Annotated in this window: 11 protein-coding genes; 7 read left to right on the top strand and 4 right to left on the bottom strand. The window is 65.5% G+C overall.

The annotated features are described in order from the left end of the window. Entirely contained in the window at positions 1-984 is a 984-nt protein-coding gene (gene cynR / locus BX591_RS23565) for a transcriptional regulator CynR (RefSeq protein WP_111933711.1), read from the top strand. Between the two features lie 63 nt (positions 985-1047). Here cynR and BX591_RS23560 read toward each other — a convergent pair whose 3' ends face one another. Continuing rightward, positions 1048-1449 (bottom strand): DUF2471 domain-containing protein, encoded by a 402-nt coding sequence (locus BX591_RS23560; protein WP_111933710.1) that lies wholly within the window; start codon positions 1447-1449, stop codon positions 1048-1050. A gap of 48 nt (positions 1450-1497) precedes the next feature. Next, on the bottom strand, positions 1498-1779 hold the full coding sequence (locus BX591_RS23555; protein WP_111933709.1) for a CppA family protein: 282 nt from the start codon (positions 1777-1779) through the stop codon (positions 1498-1500). Between the two features lie 218 nt (positions 1780-1997). Here BX591_RS23555 and BX591_RS23550 point away from each other — a divergent pair, with 218 nt between their 5' ends. From BX591_RS23550 to BX591_RS23540, 3 genes are all read left to right on the top strand, one after another. After that, complete coding sequence (locus tag BX591_RS23550; protein WP_111933708.1) at positions 1998-3035, top strand: sensor domain-containing diguanylate cyclase; 1038 nt, start codon at positions 1998-2000, stop codon at positions 3033-3035. Between the two features lie 150 nt (positions 3036-3185). Further along, positions 3186-3797, top strand: a complete 612-nt coding sequence (locus BX591_RS23545; protein WP_111933707.1) for an alpha/beta fold hydrolase — start codon at positions 3186-3188, stop codon at positions 3795-3797. Between the two features lie 182 nt (positions 3798-3979). Continuing rightward, positions 3980-4189 carry a hypothetical protein gene (locus BX591_RS23540; RefSeq protein WP_111933706.1) on the top strand — a complete coding sequence of 70 codons (210 nt, stop codon included), beginning with the start codon at positions 3980-3982 and terminating at the stop codon, positions 4187-4189. Positions 4190-4255: 66 nt separating this feature from the next. Here the strand turns inward: BX591_RS23540 and BX591_RS23535 are convergent, their stop codons facing one another. Then, a complete protein-coding gene (locus tag BX591_RS23535) occupies positions 4256-6589 on the bottom strand; it encodes an FUSC family protein (protein ID WP_111933705.1) in 2334 nt (777 codons plus the stop codon). A 201-nt stretch (positions 6590-6790) separates the two neighbouring features. Here BX591_RS23535 and recC point away from each other — a divergent pair, with 201 nt between their 5' ends. Genes recC through recD form a run of 3 tightly spaced genes read left to right on the top strand, consistent with a single transcriptional unit; the run spans position 6791 to position 15917 of the window. Next, a complete protein-coding gene (gene recC, locus BX591_RS23530; protein WP_111933704.1) occupies positions 6791-10204 on the top strand; it encodes an exodeoxyribonuclease V subunit gamma in 3414 nt (1137 codons plus the stop codon). Further along, a complete protein-coding gene (recB, locus tag BX591_RS23525; RefSeq protein ID WP_111933703.1) occupies positions 10201-13899 on the top strand; it encodes an exodeoxyribonuclease V subunit beta in 3699 nt (1232 codons plus the stop codon). The genes recC and recB overlap by 4 nt, the downstream gene beginning before the upstream one ends. Beyond that, positions 13896-15917 (top strand): exodeoxyribonuclease V subunit alpha, encoded by a 2022-nt coding sequence (gene recD, locus BX591_RS23520; RefSeq protein ID WP_111933702.1) that lies wholly within the window; start codon positions 13896-13898, stop codon positions 15915-15917. The genes recB and recD overlap by 4 nt, the downstream gene beginning before the upstream one ends. On the opposite strand, the gene BX591_RS23515 is transcribed toward recD, so the two are convergent. After that, complete coding sequence (locus tag BX591_RS23515) at positions 15918-16559, bottom strand: VC0807 family protein (RefSeq protein ID WP_111933701.1); 642 nt, start codon at positions 16557-16559, stop codon at positions 15918-15920. Between the last annotated feature and the right edge of the window lie 107 nt (positions 16560-16666).

Raw genomic sequence — 16666 nt, 5'->3', positions numbered from 1 at the left:
ATGCTGCTTCGGCACATCCGTTACTTTCTGGCGGTCGCGGAGCACCGAAATTTCACGCGCGCGGCCGAGGCGCTGCACGTGTCGCAGCCGACGCTGTCGCAACAGATCCGGCAACTCGAGGACACGTTGCGGGTTCAATTGCTCGACCGGTCCGGCCGGACGATCCAGCTGACCGACGCGGGTGCGGCCTATGTGCAGTACGCGCGGCGCGCGCTGCAGGATCTCGAGGCGGGGACTCGGGCGATTCACGACGTGCAGGAATTGAGCCGCGGCTCGCTGCGTCTTGCGATGACTCCGACGTTCACGGCGTACCTGATCGGTCCTTTGCTAGAGAAGTTCAACCGCCGCTATCCGAACATCACGCTAAAAATCCTCGAAATGCCGCAGGACCGGATGGAGACGTTGCTGAACGAAGATGCGCTCGATGTCGGCATCGCATTCGACGATACGTCCTCCCCCGACATCGAGACTCAGACGCTGTTCGTCGAAACCCTGGCGGTGGTGGTCGGGAAGTCGCATCCGCATGCAAAGAAGCGCGCCGCGTTGACGCTTCGCGAGTTCGAGGGCGAAGCGCTCGTGCTGCTCAACGAAGAGTTTGCTACGCGCCACTACATCGATCGATATTGCCGGCAGCATGGCGTTGCGCCGCGCATTGCGATGGAGGTCAATTCCATCAACGCGGTGATTGAACTCGTGCGGAGGAGCACGCTGGCGACTCTGCTGCCGGCGGCGATCGCGCGCGAACACAGTGAACTGCGTCTGGTGGATCTGGTGCCGGCGTTGCCGCAGCGAAGTGCTGCGTTGCTACTGCGCAAAGGTGCGTATCGAAGCGCGGCGACGCGCGCATTTATCGAGCTTGCAATTGAAGAAACTGCGGTTGAGCGGAGTGGTCGGCGGGAAAAGCCGGCTTCGCGCAAACGACGGACTGTCGCGATCGAGGCCGGGCGGGAGAGGGTGGTAAGGCCGTCGACTGAAAAATCTTAAATCATTGAGCGTCACGCTCTTCAGCCGATTCAGCCGAGCAAACCCGAACCCACCACCGACGCCTTACTCCGCAGTCGCCGCTTCAGCCGTCTGTGCCTGCACCATGGCTCGCACGATCAGATAGACAGTGGGCAGGTCGTCGTCGTCGAGCCGCCAGTCGACGGGTTCGTCCAGATCCACTCCCGACAGGCGACTGTCGCTGAATCGGAGAAACATCGAGCGGACGGCTTCCTTGTGCCTCGCCACGAAGCCGCGGTTTTCGAAGACCAGTTCGTCGATCGTCTGCAGCGTGCGCCAGGTCGGCGATTGCGTACCACTCGCGTAACGGCGCCGGCCGCTGTCGAGATGACGACCGGCGGTCGTTGCCATGATCTGCTGAAGGTCTAGCGAGGCGCTTCGAAGCGCTCGTTCGAGGGCAACAGCGCCCATTTGACCGACATCCGTATCGAGGTCAGTAGCGTTCATACAGGTATTTTCCTTAGGGCTCGGGTCAACTAACGGCTTCAAAGCGCTTCAAAGGCGCTGCTTCAACGGCGCCTGGTTTCGCTGTGCCAGCAACAGGCGGATCTGGGCGAGATGACTGTCTCCGACCGTGCAATCTCCAACGGGTCGATCAGACTGTCGCGGCGGCGGCGGACGCACGCCGAGATAGCGGCACACCGCGGACACATAGGGCTTGCCGCTGCCGCCTAGATCTCGCGCAGCGGCGGCTACGCGGACGTCCCCGACATGCTTGCACAACCAGGCAAGCGTTTCGCGATCACCGTCGTTCAAGATGCGTATAAGGTAGGTCATGGCCTGATCCTGTATGGGCATACACCTGTAAATTTATACAGTATTTGTCCGGGATGCAAGTCGAAAGTTGAGGCTATCGGAACGAGGGGGAAACCCGGTCTGCCTCGCAGCACGGCTTCTCCGGATGCCGATCCGGCATCGCCCGCTTTCCCCTCGCGTCGGGCGCGCCGCTCTGGCAACATTCTCTTCCGGCAAGAATCAATCGCGAGGAAGGACCCATGGAGGAAATGCTGGAGAGCCTGTCCGCGACTGTGGCAAAGGCGAACAGTCTGGAGGCGCTCACCCGGCCGCTACTGGAAATGCTCGAAGTCGTCACGGGACTCGAGTCGACGTACCTCACGTCGATCGACGAGGAAAACGCGGTTCAGTCGATCACGATTGCCCGCAATACGGGCGAACTCCTCATCCCGGAAGGGCTGACCGTCCCCTGGTCGGACACGTTGTGCAAGCGCTGCCTCGAACAGGGCCGGCGAGTCGTTTCCAATGTCAGCGAGGTTTGGGGCGACTCGCAGGCGGCCGCCGCTCTCGGCATCCAGACGTATGCGAGCGCACCGGTTTGCGGCAGCAACGGTGAAGTCATCGGCACGCTGTGCGCTGCCGGCAAGAACAGCAAGACGCTCGGACCCCGGGCGCGCAGCGCGCTCAACCTGTTTTCGAAACTGATTGCACAACATATCGAACGGGAACGGCTGGTCGAGGAACTGCGTCGTTCGAACGAGTACCTGACCAGGTTTTCGCTGACCGATTCGCTGACCGAACTGCCGAACCGTCGGGCTCTGCGCGACGAACTCGGCAGGTTGCTGGCGCGCGCCGCGCGCGACGGTTCCTACGTTCTCGTCGGCGTGTTCGATCTGGACGGCTTCAAGCAGATCAACGACCAGTTTGGTCATCTGTCGGGAGATCAGTTGTTGCATCAATGTGCAGGGCGCCTCGCCGGCATGACACGGGACACCGATATGCTCGCCCGCGTCGGTGGCGACGAGTTCGCTTTCGTCGGACCGGGGCCTGTCGATGAGAAGGAGGCAAACCAAGCAGCGGCCGGGCTCGCTGCTCGCGCCGCCGAGGTTACCGCCGGCGCCTATTCCCTGCGTGATACACGCCTGACGTACTCAGGCGTCAGCGCTGGCGTTGTAGCCGTGCGCTTTCTTTCCGTGGATCAGGCGCTCGGGCAAGCGGACGCCGCCATGTACCTTGCCAAACGCGCGCGTCAGCAAAGGAAAAACGAAGCGGCGGGGGCGGGACCGGCGGCAACGTAGGGCACGAGGGCGTGGCAGTCCGATTGCTCGAACTCGCACAACCGGACCGCTGGGCTATATCGAGGTTTCACGATTCGAGCCAGGAAAGGATAGTCGAGGCATCAAGCCGAATGACTGTTCCGCCCGATCCGGACATTGGAGAAATAACGCGTGTCGTTACCGTCGAAACTGCTTTTCCTGCCAGGTGCATCGGGCAATACTGAATTCTGGCGTCCGTTGGCGAATCGGCTGACCGTTGGTGGCTCAAGGGTGATGCTCGGCTATCCAGGATTTGGCCAGGAGCCCGCCGTTCCAGACGTCAATAGCCTCGACGACCTCGTCCGGAAAGTGGTGTCCCACATGGACCAGCCGACCGCGTTGATCGCTCAATCGATGGGCGGGGTAATCGCTGTTCTGGCCGCGCTCGAAAAGCCGGAGAGGGTGACTCATCTGGTGTTGACAGTCACGTCCGGCGGGATCGACATGCGCGGATCAGGCGCCCGGGATTGGCGACGCGGATTCCTCGAGGCCAACTCATCGCTGCCCGATTGGTTTGTGTCGTTCGAGTCGGATTTAACGCCTGCACTGGAACGCATTCTTCAACCCGTTCTTTTACTTTGGGGCGATGCGGATCCGTTCAGCCCGGTTGAAGTAGGCCAGCGACTTTCTGAACGACTGCCGGATGCGCGGCTGCACGTTGTCTCGGGTGGTAACCACGACCTGGCGAATGTTCATGCGGAACAACTAGCGCCGATTGTCAACGCGCACTTGTCGCGGACATGAAGCGTGAGTGGCCTCGCGTTTACTCTCCGAATAGGCCAACGATAGAGAAGGGCCCGCTCTGGAGGTTCGCCCCACGAACCCCTTCACCCCACCGCACTGCAAGCCCCACGCAAGCTCACTCAGCGTAGAATGCCGCCTTCCCCGACATCAACCGCGACTGTTTCTCGAACCGAGTCCGCCTCATGAACAAACCTCCGCGCAAGAAGAACCCGACCATCGGCATTGCGATTTTCATCGTGGTCGCGGTGTTGCTGGTGATCGCCACGCTGTTCTACAACGCAATCACGGAGAAGCGCGAGTTCGACAACGCGACTGCGCCGGCGCCGACGATTTCATCCGATGCGGCAGCAGCAGCGACCGTCGCGAAACCGGCCAGCGGCACGGCGCAGTAAGCCTGCGCTCACCGCAGTACCGCCGCTCACCGCAATAAACCGCCGCTCAGCGCGGCGAACCCGCGCTCACTCTTCAGGCAGCCGGATCACGCTCGCATCTTTGCGAATCAGCGCCGCCGCCGCCAGCATCTGCTTGCACTGATGCGCCAGCAGCTTCATGTCATGGACCGCGTCGGCCGATACATCCGCCGACTTCTCCGTCTCGACCACCATCGCATCCAGTTCCCGGTTCAGCAATTTGATCTGCTCGCCCTGATCGGCGGGCGGCGCGGTGCCGGCTTCGGCCTCGGTCAAATTGTCGCGGACCACACTGAGCGCGCGCTGCAACGGTTGGAGCGAAACACCTTCCCCATGCTGCTGCGCGGACGTACGCAGTAACGGCGCGGCCGCCGTGATCTGCGACGCAAGTACATGGCTGCGCACCAGCAGACCATTCAGTTCCGGCACGAACTTCTGCGCGGACTTCGGCTCGAGCATCATGCGTTGGAACGCTTGCCCGAGATTGGCAAATGCCACATGGACGTTCTTGCGCGCCAGCCGATAACGATAGTCGCGGTCGAGCGCGGTGGCCGCAGCCCTGGTGGCCACCGCGGGCTGACCCGACTCGATCGCCGGATCCGCCATGGCCGCCGCCGGCGCTCGCGCGCCGGCTTCGGTCACGGTCGCCACCACCGCTGCGGCCGGCTTGCCGCTCCACCACCAGCTCGCTTCCAGATACTGCCGCGTGGCACCGATCATCGTATTGACGAGCTTGCCCATCAAGCGGTATTCCCAGTACGGAAACAGATGGCTCGCCGCGATCGCGATCGCGCAGCCGACCACCGTGTCGATCGCGCGTTCTCCGATAATGCGCATGCTGCCCGGCGCCAGCAGATGGAACATGAGCAGCACATACGACGAAGTGAACACTACGCTAGCCGTGTAATTGAACAGCAGCAGGCTGTAGCTCATCACCATCGACGCGAACATCACCACCAGCAGAATGTGCGGATCCTTCACGAAGATCATCAGCGCGATACTCACCGCGCAGCCGATCAGCGTGCCGACGATCCGCTGCCCGTTACGCTGCTTGGTCAGCGAATAGCCGGGCTTGAGAATGATGACGGTGGTCATCACGATCCAGTACGCGTTGGTGAGCGGCAGCAATCGGCCGAGCCAGAACCCCACCGCAACGGCGATCGTCACGCGCAACGCATGCCGGAAACTCGGCGAAGCCATGGTCAGGTTCGAGAAGATCTGCCCGAACGGCACGCGCCGGCTCGATACGAAGCGGTTGAGCGCCTGGTCGAGGCGCAATTCGGTTTCGCCGGTGCTGGGATCGCTCGACAGGCTCTTGCGCATTTTGTCGATCAGCCGCGTGGCGCTCCAGATACGCCGGAAATTAGCCGACACCGCCGAATACGCCTCGGGATTCTTGCGCGGCAAGTCATGCTTGCGCATCAACTCGATCTCGAACTCGATCGCGCGCAATTCGGCCTTGACGTTCGAGCGCTTGCGCGGCGGATGGTTTTGCAGCACCGCGAGCCCGATCTCCTCGAGATCGGCGGCCGCCTTGCGAATCAGGTCGCGGTAAAACACCAGCAGATCGGAACCGCCGAAGGTATTGCGCACCAGCGAGTAATCGGTATGCGCGCCGACGAACAACTCGTGCAGGTCGACGGTATTGATAAACAGATTGAACAACATTGCGCGGCGCGGTTCGAGCGTGCCGCTCTTCAACCTGGGCAGGTTGCGCAGCACGATGTCGCGCGCGGCTTCCTGACGGTCCACCGCGACGATCTGCTTGTCGACCAGATTGCGATAACACTCGTCGAGATCGTTGTCGAGGTCATAGAACGCGGCGCGCGCGAGCAGATAGTCGGCGCATGCAAACACGCTCTCGGCCAGCGCCTGCTGTTCGATGCGGTGCATCATCCAGCGGCTCATGAAGGTCGACCAGTACGTGTACCAGAGCCCGCCCACCAGAATCCACGACGCGTTGACGAGCGCCTGCATCGGCGTGAAATGCTCCTCCAGCGTCATGATCATCATGAACAGCGTGGCGAAGCTGATCTGCGGCCAGCGGTTGCCGTACACCACGATCAGGGACAGCACGAACGTGAGCGGCACGACCGTACACCACAGCGCCACCGGATTCACCGTGGCCAGCCCGGTAGCGAGCGCCGACAGGAAGCCGATCACCGTGCACGCCAGCATTTCGTTGTGCTTGTACTTCAGCGGACCCGGCATGTCGACCACGCACGCGCCGAGCGCGCCGGTCGCGATCGTGAAGCCGAGGTCGCGATCGTGGAACACGATCAGACACAGTACCGCCGGTAACGACACGCCGACCGCGATGCGCAGGCCGCCATAAAAGTACTGGCTGTAGAGGAATTTTTTTATTTCAACCGAATAGCGCATCGACTGCCTGGATTCCACTCACTGAGAAAACGCGGTTGAGGGACAGACTCAAACTGCCGTCGAGTCTAACTGATTTTGTCGGGGTTTCGACCTCGTCCGTTCGGCCAGGTTCTGCCCTGGGAGCGCGTTTGTTATGCTGTCGCTTCAATGGCCGGCGCGCTTCTCGCGCGCAGTGCGTGCCGCACGTTTTCCCCAGGATCCATGCTCCAGCTCTTCTATTCGAACCGCTATGAAACCCTTGTCGGCGCGCTGCTCGACGACCTGGCACAGGCGCCGTCCGACCCCTGGACCGCGCAGCCGGTGATCGTCCCGAGCGCGGCGGTCAGGCGCCGGCTCGAACTCGACATCGCCGCGCGGCAGGGCATCTGCGCGAATGTCAATTTTGGTTATCTCGCGCAGTGGCTGTGGGCGCAGATCGGCGGCGTGATCGAAGTGCCGAAGCATTCGCCGTTCGCGCCCGACCGTCTCGTGTGGCGCTGCTACCGGTTGCTGGGCGACGCAGATGAAGCGCTGCCCTGGAACGCGTCGCCGCGGCTGCGTACCTATCTCGACGCGGCAGATGCGTCGATGCGCTACGAACTCGCGCGCCGGGTGGCCACGGTACTCGACCACTATCTGACCTATCGTCCCGAATGGCTGTTGCAGTGGCAAAAGGGCGGCTCGATCTTCGCCAGCGGCGCGCTCGACGACACCGGCCCGCGTCTGACCGGCGCGAGCGAGGCGGCGCGCGAGGACGAGCGCTGGCAGGCCGCGCTGTGGCGTGCGGTGCTCGCCGAACTGGCCGAACTGACCAGCACGTCCGGCGAGGCGCAGACGCCCGCCGCCGCGTTGCCGCCCGCCGCCGCGTTGCCGCCCGCGTATCGTTTTCTCGAAGACATCGGCACGCTCGACCTCGAAGCGATTTCGAATGCGCGGTGGCCGGAAGCGGTGAGCGTGTTCGCGCTGCCCACCATGCCGCCGCTGCACGTTGCGTTGTTGCGGGCGCTGTCGCGCTGGGTCGACGTGCGTTTGTACGTGATGAACCCATGCCGCGAGTTCTGGTTCGACGTGGTCAGCGCGGGGCGCGTCGAAGCGCTCGACGCGGCGGGGCAACTCGACTATCAGCAAGTCGGTCATCCGCTGCTCGCCGAATGGGGACGTCAGACTCAGGCGCAGTTGCACATGCTGCATGAACTGACCGAAAGCGCGGCATCGGGCGAGACCGGCGACTTCACCGAAAACCCCGCGCCGAGCTGGCTCGCCGCCGTGCAAAACGGCATTCTCGATCTGCGCGCGGAAACGGATACCGATGACCTGCCCGTCGAGCGCGGCATCGAGGTTCATGTCTGTCATAGCCTGTCGCGTCAACTGGAGGTGCTGCACGACCGCCTGCTCGGCTGGTTCGACGAGTTCGACGATCTGCAGCCGTCCGACGTGCTGGTGGCCGTCTCCGACCTCGCGGCGGCCGGTCCGTTGATCGACGCGGTGTTCGGCACCACGCCGGCCGGCGACGCGCGCCGCATTCCGTATCGGATCACCGGCCTGCCGCCGTCGCAGGCCAATCCGGTCGCGCGTTTGCTGCTCGACTGGCTGGCCTTGCCCGAGCGCAGCGTAGGCGCGCCGGATCTGATCGAATGGCTGCGCGTCGATGCCATCGCCGCACGCTACGAGATCGACGCCACGTCGCTCGAAGCCGCGCAGGAATGGCTGGCGGCAGCCGGTGCGCGGCGCGGGCTGGCGCCGGTGCCGCCGACCGGCGAGCACGTGCCGATCGCCCGGCATACGTTCTCCGACGCGCTGACGCGTCTCTACCTCGGCTACGCCATGCCCGAGGGCGGCGAACCTGTCGACGCGTGGCTTCCGGTGGAAGGCGCGGCGGGCTCGAATGCCGAACTGCTAGGCCGCCTGTCGCGTTTCGTCGACGACGTCGAGTCGTTCGCGGCGCAATGCGCGATCGAGCGAACGCCCGTCGAATGGACGCAGTTGCTGCTCGAAACGCTCGCACAGAGTTTCGACGGCGGCGTCGAGTTCGCCGATTCGCTGGCGGCCGTGCGCGACGCAATCGACAAAATGGGCGACGCGATGCAAGCCGGCGCGCAACACGTGCCGCTGCCCGCCGCAGTGGTACGCGGCGCGCTCACCGAAGCGCTCGACGACCCGGCGCGCGGTGGCGTGCCCTGGGGCAGCGTGACGTTTTCGTCGCTGACCAGCTTGCGCGGTTTGCCGTACCGGATCGTCTGCCTGCTCGGCATGGACGACGGCGTGCTGCCCAGTCTCGCGCGTGCCGACGAGTTCGACCTGATGGCCGCGTTCGGCAAAGCCGGCGACCGCCAGCGCCGCGACGACGAACGCAATCTGTTCCTCGATCTGCTGCTGGCCGCGCGCGACCAGTTGTTCATCGCGTACACCGGCCGCAGTATTCGCGACAACGCGCCGTTGCCGCCGGCCGCGCTGGTCGACGAATTGCTCGACCATCTCGCGCAAGTGTCGGCCGGCGAGGACGCGAGTCCGGCGGAAGTCGAGCGCGCGCGTCATGCGTTTATCGTCAATCACCCGCTGCAGGCGTTCGCGTCGGACTATTTCTTGCCGCCCAACGAACTGTTCAGCTACGACGCCGATCGTGCGGAACTGGCCACGCTGCTGGCCGCGCCCCAGCATCCGGCGGCCGGGCCGTTCTTCGATCAACCGTTGCCGCCCGAAGACGCTTCGGAGCCGGTGGCCTTCGACGAATTCGTGCGTTTCTGGCGTCATCCGGCGCGGGCGCTGTTGCGTGACCGTTTGGGCATCGTGTTGTCGGACGCGCAAGGCGAGTTGCTCGACACCGAGCCGTTCGACCTCGACTACGCGGGGCGCGACGCGTTAGCGGAGCGGCTGCTGCCGGTGCTGCTCGACGTCGAGATTGAAGACAACGTGATGTTCGAACGCGTGCGCCGCATGGCCGCCGCGAGTCCCGAATTGCCGGGCGGCGCGACCGGCGCGGTCTGGCGCGCGCGCGAACTCGGCGCGCTGCGCCAGCTTGCGGACAGCGTGCGCAGCGAGCTTGCCTCGGGCGTCGAGCGTTTGCCGTTCGTGCTCGACATTCCGTCACGCTGGCCCGATGGCGCGGACATGGCCGGCGCGCTATTCGGTCCTCACGACGCGGCATTGCGCGATGCAGCTCAAACGCCGCTGCAACTGCATGGCACCTTAAATTTGCTGACTGAAACAGGGCAGGTGATTTTCCGCTACGCCAGGCCGACTGCCCGTGACTATCTGTCCGCGTGGCTCGCGCATCTGGCGTATTGCGCCGCGCGGCCGGCTGGCCCGCGCCGCACCGTTTGGCATGGCAGCGGCGAGAGTTTCGAGCTCACCCCGGTTGCCGCGCCGCTCGACCAGCTGGCGCCGCTCGTCGCGTTGTTCCGGGCAGGGCGCAGGCTGCCGCTGCGCTTCTTTCCGAAGAGCGCGTGGACCAAGGTCAGCGAAAGCGATTCCGCCGCCCAAGGCGTCTGGATCAACGACCGCGTACGCGGCGAATCCGACGACGCCGCCTTGCGCATCGCGCTGCGCGGCACGCCGCTCACGCTCGACGAACCGTTCGGCAGCCTGGCGTCGATCGTTTTCAAACCGCTGGTCCAGCATCTGCGGAGCGTGTCATGAGCGGCGCCGTGCACAGCTATGCGCTGGTCGCCGAAGAACTCGACGTGTTCGGCTGTTCGCTCGACGGCGTGAACCAGATCGAGGCCTCGGCGGGCACCGGCAAGACGTGGAACATCTGCGCGTTGTACGTGCGTTTGTTACTCGAAAAGAACCTGAACGCGGATCAGATTCTTGTCGTCACGTTCACGAAGGCGGCGACCGCGGAATTGCACGAGCGGATTCGCGGCCGTCTCGCGGAGCTGCATCGCGCGATCGAAATGGACGACGACGGCGGCGATCCGTTTATCCAGCGTCTCTTTGAAACGACGCTGGCGCCGGACAGCGGCATTGAGCGCGGAGCCGCGTTGAAGGTGGTGCGGCGCGCGCTGCGCACTTTCGACCAGGCGGCGATTCACACCATTCACGCTTTCTGTCAGCGCGCGCTGCAGGAGGCGCCGTTCGCCGCCGCAATGCCGTTCGCGTTCGACATGGAAGCCGACGACGCCGCGTTACGTTTCGAAATGGCCGCCGATTTCTGGCGCGAACAGGTCGAACCGGTTGCGCATGCGCATCCCGCGTTCGCCGCGTGGCTGGTGGCCAGACGCGCCGGTCCCGCATCCCTCGACGAGCAACTCGCGCGGCGTCTGAAAAAGCCCCTGGCGCAATTGCGTTGGGGCGCGGTGGACGCGAGCGGCGCTAGCGCCGATCCGCAAGCCGGATTCGACGCCGCCGGCGAACTCTGGCAGGCGGAGCGCGACGGGATCGTCCGCCTGCTTGCCGACGCGCAAGACCGGTTGAGCAAGACCACCCACAAGCCCGACCATGTGAGCGCCGCGATCGCTGCGTGGACCGATTATTTTGCGCAAGGCGACTGCCATGCGCCGCCGCCGCGTGCCGCGTTGAAGCTCACCGTGTCGGCGTTGAAGAAGGCGACCAAGGTCAAGTTCGAACCGCCCGAACACGTGTTCTTCGAGCACGCGGAAGCGCTCGCGGCAGCCGTGATCGCGGCCGAAGCCGCGCAACGCGCACGCTGGCTTTCGCTGGTCGAAACCTGGCTCGACTACGCGCCGGCCGAACTGGTGGCGCGCAAGCGCACCCGCCGGGTGGTGTCGTTCGACGATCTGCTATCCAACCTGTACCGTGCGCTCGAAGCGAATCCGTGGCTGGCCGACGCCTTGCGCGCGCGCTATCCGGCCGCGCTGATCGACGAGTTCCAGGATACCGATCCTTTGCAGTTCGCGATTTTCAGCCGCATCTTCGCGCCGGCCGGTCCGCTGTTTCTGGTCGGCGATCCGAAGCAGGCCATTTACAGTTTTCGTGCGGCGGATCTGCATACGTATCTGGCGGCACGCGCGGCGGCATCCGCGTGTTACACGCTGGCGGTCAATCAGCGCTCGACCGCGCCGATCGTCGAAGCGTGCAACCGTTTCTTCGAAGCGAACCCGCGCGCGTTCGTGCTGGACGGCCTCGACTACCAGCCGGTGCGTGCGGGCGAACGGCGCCGGCCGCCGTTTGTCGACCCCGACGCGAGCGCCGGCGATTTCCGGATCTGGACGTTGCCACAAGGCGACGCCGCGCTGACCAAGCGCGACGCGCAGCGCGAAGCGAGCGAAGCGTGCGCCGCCGAGATCGTGCGCCTGTTGCGCGGCGCGCGACACGGCGCGGTGACGATCGGCGACGCGCCGCTCGCGCCGGGCAATATCGCGGTGCTGGTGCAAACGCACCGGCAGGGCAGTCTGATCAAGCGCGTGCTGGCGGCGTGGGGCGTCGGCAGTGTCGAGCTGGCGCAGGCCTCGGTGTTCGCCACGCTCGACGCCGAGCAGATCGAGCGCGTGCTGGCCGCCGTCGATACGCCCGGCGATCTGCGTCGTCTGCGTGCCGCGCTGGCTACCGACTGGCTCGGGCTCGACGCCACGTCGTTGTGGCGTCTCGAGCAGGTCGCCGACTCGCCCGCGCCCGCCGACGATCCCGCGCATGCCGCGGACGCGATGGGTTGGGTCGAGCGTTTTTCGCGCTATCGCACGTTGTGGCACGAACGCGGCTTCGCGGTGATGTGGCGCACGCTGATGCGTGAACTGCGCGTCGCGCAGCGGCTGGTGGCGGGTGCGGACGGCGAGCGTCGTCTGACGAACGTGAATCATCTGGCTGAGCTGGTGCAGGCACGCGCCGCGACCCAACCGGGGATCGCGCCCACCTTGCGCTGGCTCGCCGCGCAACGCACGCAGGGCGGCGGAGAAGATGCGCAACTGCGGCTCGAATCGGACCGCAACCTCGTGCAGATCGTGACCGTGCACAAATCGAAAGGGCTCGAATATGCCGTGGTGTTCTGTCCGTTCCTGAACGATGGCGCGTTGCGCGATCCGCCGTCGTCCGGGTTGCCCGACGCCCGCGAGTATCACGACGAGGACGGCACGGCGGTACTGCACTACGGTTGCGACGACGAAGAGGCCGAACGCGCATCGCGCTATGCGTCGCGCGAGCAGGCGGCCGAACGCGCGCGGCTCGTGTATGTGGCGCTGACGCGCGCGGTGTACCGCTGCTATCTGGTCGCCGGTACGTACCTGTCGTCGCGCTCCACCAAAGAGTCGCGCCGCAGCGTGCTGAACTGGCTGGCGGGCGGTGGCGCGCACAGTTTCGACGACTGGCTTGCTGAACCACCCGACGAAGCCGCGCTGGCCGCGAGTTGGCAGGCGTTGGCGGGCGGTGCGGTGACGCTGCAACCGTTACCGGAGGTGGCGCGCCGCGTGCCGCTGGAAAGTCTGCAGGACAGCGGCGCGCGGATGCAGGCGCGCGCCAGCCGCCGGCCGTTGCGCGATCAGTGGCGGATGGCGAGCTTCAGCGGACTGATCGCAGCAGGCAGCAGGGCCGAGGAGATGCACGCGGCGGCGGAAGAAGTGCGTCCCGATCACGACGAGATCGCGGATGCACTCGCGCCGCCGCCCGTGCTCGCGCCCGCGCTGCAAACGCCCCCTTTCGCCGAGGACGACATTCTCGCGTTTCCGCGCGGCGCGGCGGCGGGCGAGTGTCTGCATCGCATGTTCGAACTCGCTGACTTCAGCGATCCGGGCACGTGGCCGGATGCGATCCGTGGTGCGTTGCGCGAGCGGCCGGCGCCGGCCGTGCCGGAACTCGCCGCGCGTCTGCCCACGATGATGCATAACCTGCTGACGGACATCGTCCATACCGAACTGGTGCCGGGCCTGACGCTCGCCAGGTTGAATCCGCAACGGCGGTTGAACGAACTCGAGTTTCTGTTCGCCGCGCCGTCGCTCGATTTCCCGGCGTTGCGCGAACTGCTGATCGAACACGGCTATCCCGACGTCGCACTCGAGCCGGGCGCGCTGCGGGGTTTCGTCAAAGGATTTATCGACATGATCGTCGAGCACGACGGACGCTTCTGGGTCGTCGACTGGAAGTCGAACCATCTTGGCGACACCGTGGCCGACTATGCGTCGGCGCCGCTCGAAGCCGCGATGGCGAGTCACGCATATCACCTGCAGGCTTTGCTTTATACGGTCGCCTTGCATCGCTATCTGAAGACGCGGGTGCGCAATTACACCTACGACACGCATATCGGCGGCTACCTGTATCTGTTCGTGCGCGGCGTGCGTCCGGATTGGCGGGATGCCGACGCGGTGGCCGGCGTGCATGTGCGCCGGCCCGCATTCGAACTGGTGGCGCTGCTCGACGCGGCCATGATTGGAGGTGGCGCATGAGCACGATCGAGCAGAGCGCGTCGACGCCGCCGGAGATCGACGACATCGGCGTAAGTTTGCCCGCGCCGGCCGATTTCAGCGTTGCGCTGGCCGAGGGTTTTGCGCGCCGCATCGGCACCTTGGCACGGCGTGGCGGGGCATCGACCGACGCGGTGAAATGGGCGGCGCGGGGCGCGTTTGCCGCCAGCCGCGCGACCGACGAAGGCCACGTGTGCGTGCCGCTGGCGGTGCTGGCGCGGCGTTTCGATGCGTCGAGCGCCGAAGTGCGCGCGGCGTTGTTCGCGAGCGGCATGGCGAGTGATGGGTCGCGGAATTCGGCGGCGTTGCGGCCGCTGGTGATCGACGGGCAAGGGCGTTTGTACCTCGCGCGTTACTACGATTACGAGCGGCGCCTGGCACGCTCGCTGGTGGCGCATGCGGGGGTGGGTGACCTTACTGCGGAAAGGCGTTCCGAACAGTCCGATGCAGCAACGCTTCATCAACGCCTGCTGCGCTATTTCGGCCGGCCCAAAGACGACGAAGTCGACTGGCAGCGCGTCGCGGCCGTCATGGCGTTGTCTGGGCGCCTGACGATCGTCAGCGGCGGCCCCGGCACCGGCAAGACCACCACCGTGGTCGGCGTGCTGGCCTGTCTGCTCGATGCCCAGGCCGATTTGCGCATCGCCCTCGCGGCGCCCACCGGCAAGGCCGCGCAACGCATGCAGGAAGCCTTGCTCGCGCGCGCCGGCGAGCTGCCCCCCGAGCTGGCCGCGCGTTTGCCGCAGACGTCGTACACGTTGCATCGCCTGCTCGGCTCCGGGCCGGGCGGACGTTTCCGGCATCATCGCGACAATCCGTTGCCGTACGACGTCGTCGTGATCGACGAGGCGTCGATGATCGACGTCGCCATGGCCGCGCATCTGCTCGACGCGATCGCGCCGCGGACGCGCCTCGTGATGCTCGGCGACAAGGACCAGCTCGCCGCCGTCGAAGCGGGCGCGGTGTTCGCCGAACTCAGCGCGCGGCCGGCGTTCACGCAGCCCGGCTTGCAGCGAGTCGCCGATGCTTTGGGACTCGACAAGGCACGGCTCGCGCAGGCGCTGCCCGACGTCTCGCGCGGTGTCGACGAAGAGCCGGGTGGGTTGTTCGCCGACATCGACATCCACGCCGACACTGGTGCGCTTGACGACGGGGCGTCGTCCGCCTCCCATGCCGGCAATCCGCTCGCCGATTGTGTCGTCTGGCTCGAGCGCAACTACCGTTTCGGTCTCGATTCGCCGATCGGCCGGCTGTCGGTGGCGATCCGTAACGGCGCGGCTGGCGCGGCGCTCGACGTGCTCGTCACCGATCCGCTCGAGGCGTGCGCCGCGGCGCTGCACGAAGACACCCACGCGACCCTCGCGGAGCGCACCGTCGCACGGCTCGCCGCCGGCTTCGCGCCGTATGCCGACGCGCTGGCCAAAGCACTCGCCGCCGGGACACCTGACCCGCTGCCCCTGTTCGACGCGCTGAACCGTTTCCGGATTCTGTGCGCCACCCGTTCAGGACCACGCGGCGTCGATCAGGTGAATACGCTCATGGCCGCGCAGGTGCGGCGCTCGGCTGGGGTGACGCTGGCCGTGGGCGCGCATTGGTTCGCCGGGCGCCCGGTGATGGTGACGCGCAACGACTACGCGCTGGGCCTGTTCAACGGCGATATCGGCATTGCATTGCCGGGGGCGGGCGGTGCGTTGCGCGTCTATTTCCGTACCGGCGACGGCGGTCTGCGAGCGGTGTCGCCCGCCGCGCTCCCGCCGCACGATACGGCGTTCGCGCTCACGGTCCACAAGTCGCAAGGCTCAGAGTTCGAGCACGCGGTATTGATGCTGCCGGCGGTATTCAGCCGTGTGTTGTCGCGCGAACTGGTGTACACGGCGATTACCCGGGCACGTGAGCGGGTCGAGGTAATCGGCTCGCGGGCCGTGCTGGCGCAAGCGATCGCGACGCCCACGCAGCGCGATTCGGGGCTGGCGGCGCGCATCGCGGAGGCGTGGCGCTGATCAGCCTGTCATGCCGTCCGCCGGTACGCCTGCTTCGCTGCGTTTGCGCAGGCTCTTGCGGTACCACACGGTCCAGGCCGTTAGCGCGCCGTAAATGCCATAGCCGATGAATGGCGACACCACCAGGAAGCGCTCGATCGGCCACGTCAGCGCCATCCACGATCTGAGCGCCGTTTCGCCGGTCAGGCCGACGCCCCACACCAGCGTCATCATGCGTAGCGCGGCCGGCAGGCCCGGCCGTTCCTGCATCAACGCTTCGAAGCGCGCGGCGCCGCCTTCCATTTCACGCGCGACACTGGCGCGCGCGAGGTAAAAAATCAGCGGACGGCGCATTGGCAGAGAGAGCAGAAACGCCACGCCGATCGCGCCGGACACCAGCGACTCGCGCAACAGCAGCATGCGCGGACTGCCGCCCAGCGCCATGGCGCCGATCGACAGCACGATGCCGGCGACGACGATCACGCTGAGCGCGTCGACGCGCCGGAAGCGCACCAGTTCGATCAGGCTCCAGAGGATCGGCGGCACCGCGGAGGCGATCAGCGCGCCGGTTTCACCGAGCTGCGGATGCGAATACCGGTACACGAGCCACGGCAGCAGAAAATTGACCACCAGTTCCAGCACAAAACCCGGACGGAGTTTCATATGAATTTACGCTGTAAGCGGAGAGCGCAGTATCCGCGAACCGGGTGCGTCGACGCAAATAGTTTTTCGCATCGGCGCTCGTGTCCGATAGTCCGTAGCCCGTGACA

This window comes from Paraburkholderia bryophila (assembly GCF_003269035.1).
Lineage (GTDB): Bacteria > Pseudomonadota > Gammaproteobacteria > Burkholderiales > Burkholderiaceae > Paraburkholderia > Paraburkholderia bryophila.
The sequence above is the reverse complement of the archived record's forward strand: the minus strand, read 5'-3'. Positions and strand labels throughout refer to the sequence as shown.

Excerpts from the sequence above, each read along its gene's own strand:
- cynR (WP_111933711.1), top strand. The coding sequence starts at position 1 with ATGCTGCTTCGGCACATCCGTTACTTTCTGGCGGTCGCGGAGCACCGA.
- BX591_RS23560 (WP_111933710.1), bottom strand. The coding sequence starts at position 1,449 with ATGAACGCTACTGACCTCGATACGGATGTCGGTCAAATGGGCGCTGTT.
- BX591_RS23555 (WP_111933709.1), bottom strand. The coding sequence starts at position 1,779 with ATGACCTACCTTATACGCATCTTGAACGACGGTGATCGCGAAACGCTT.
- BX591_RS23550 (WP_111933708.1), top strand. The coding sequence starts at position 1,998 with ATGGAGGAAATGCTGGAGAGCCTGTCCGCGACTGTGGCAAAGGCGAAC.
- BX591_RS23540 (WP_111933706.1), top strand. The coding sequence starts at position 3,980 with ATGAACAAACCTCCGCGCAAGAAGAACCCGACCATCGGCATTGCGATT.
- BX591_RS23535 (WP_111933705.1), bottom strand. The coding sequence starts at position 6,589 with ATGCGCTATTCGGTTGAAATAAAAAAATTCCTCTACAGCCAGTACTTT.
- recC (WP_111933704.1), top strand. The coding sequence starts at position 6,791 with ATGCTCCAGCTCTTCTATTCGAACCGCTATGAAACCCTTGTCGGCGCG.
- recB (WP_111933703.1), top strand. The coding sequence starts at position 10,201 with ATGAGCGGCGCCGTGCACAGCTATGCGCTGGTCGCCGAAGAACTCGAC.
- recD (WP_111933702.1), top strand. The coding sequence starts at position 13,896 with ATGAGCACGATCGAGCAGAGCGCGTCGACGCCGCCGGAGATCGACGAC.
- BX591_RS23515 (WP_111933701.1), bottom strand. The coding sequence starts at position 16,559 with ATGAAACTCCGTCCGGGTTTTGTGCTGGAACTGGTGGTCAATTTTCTG.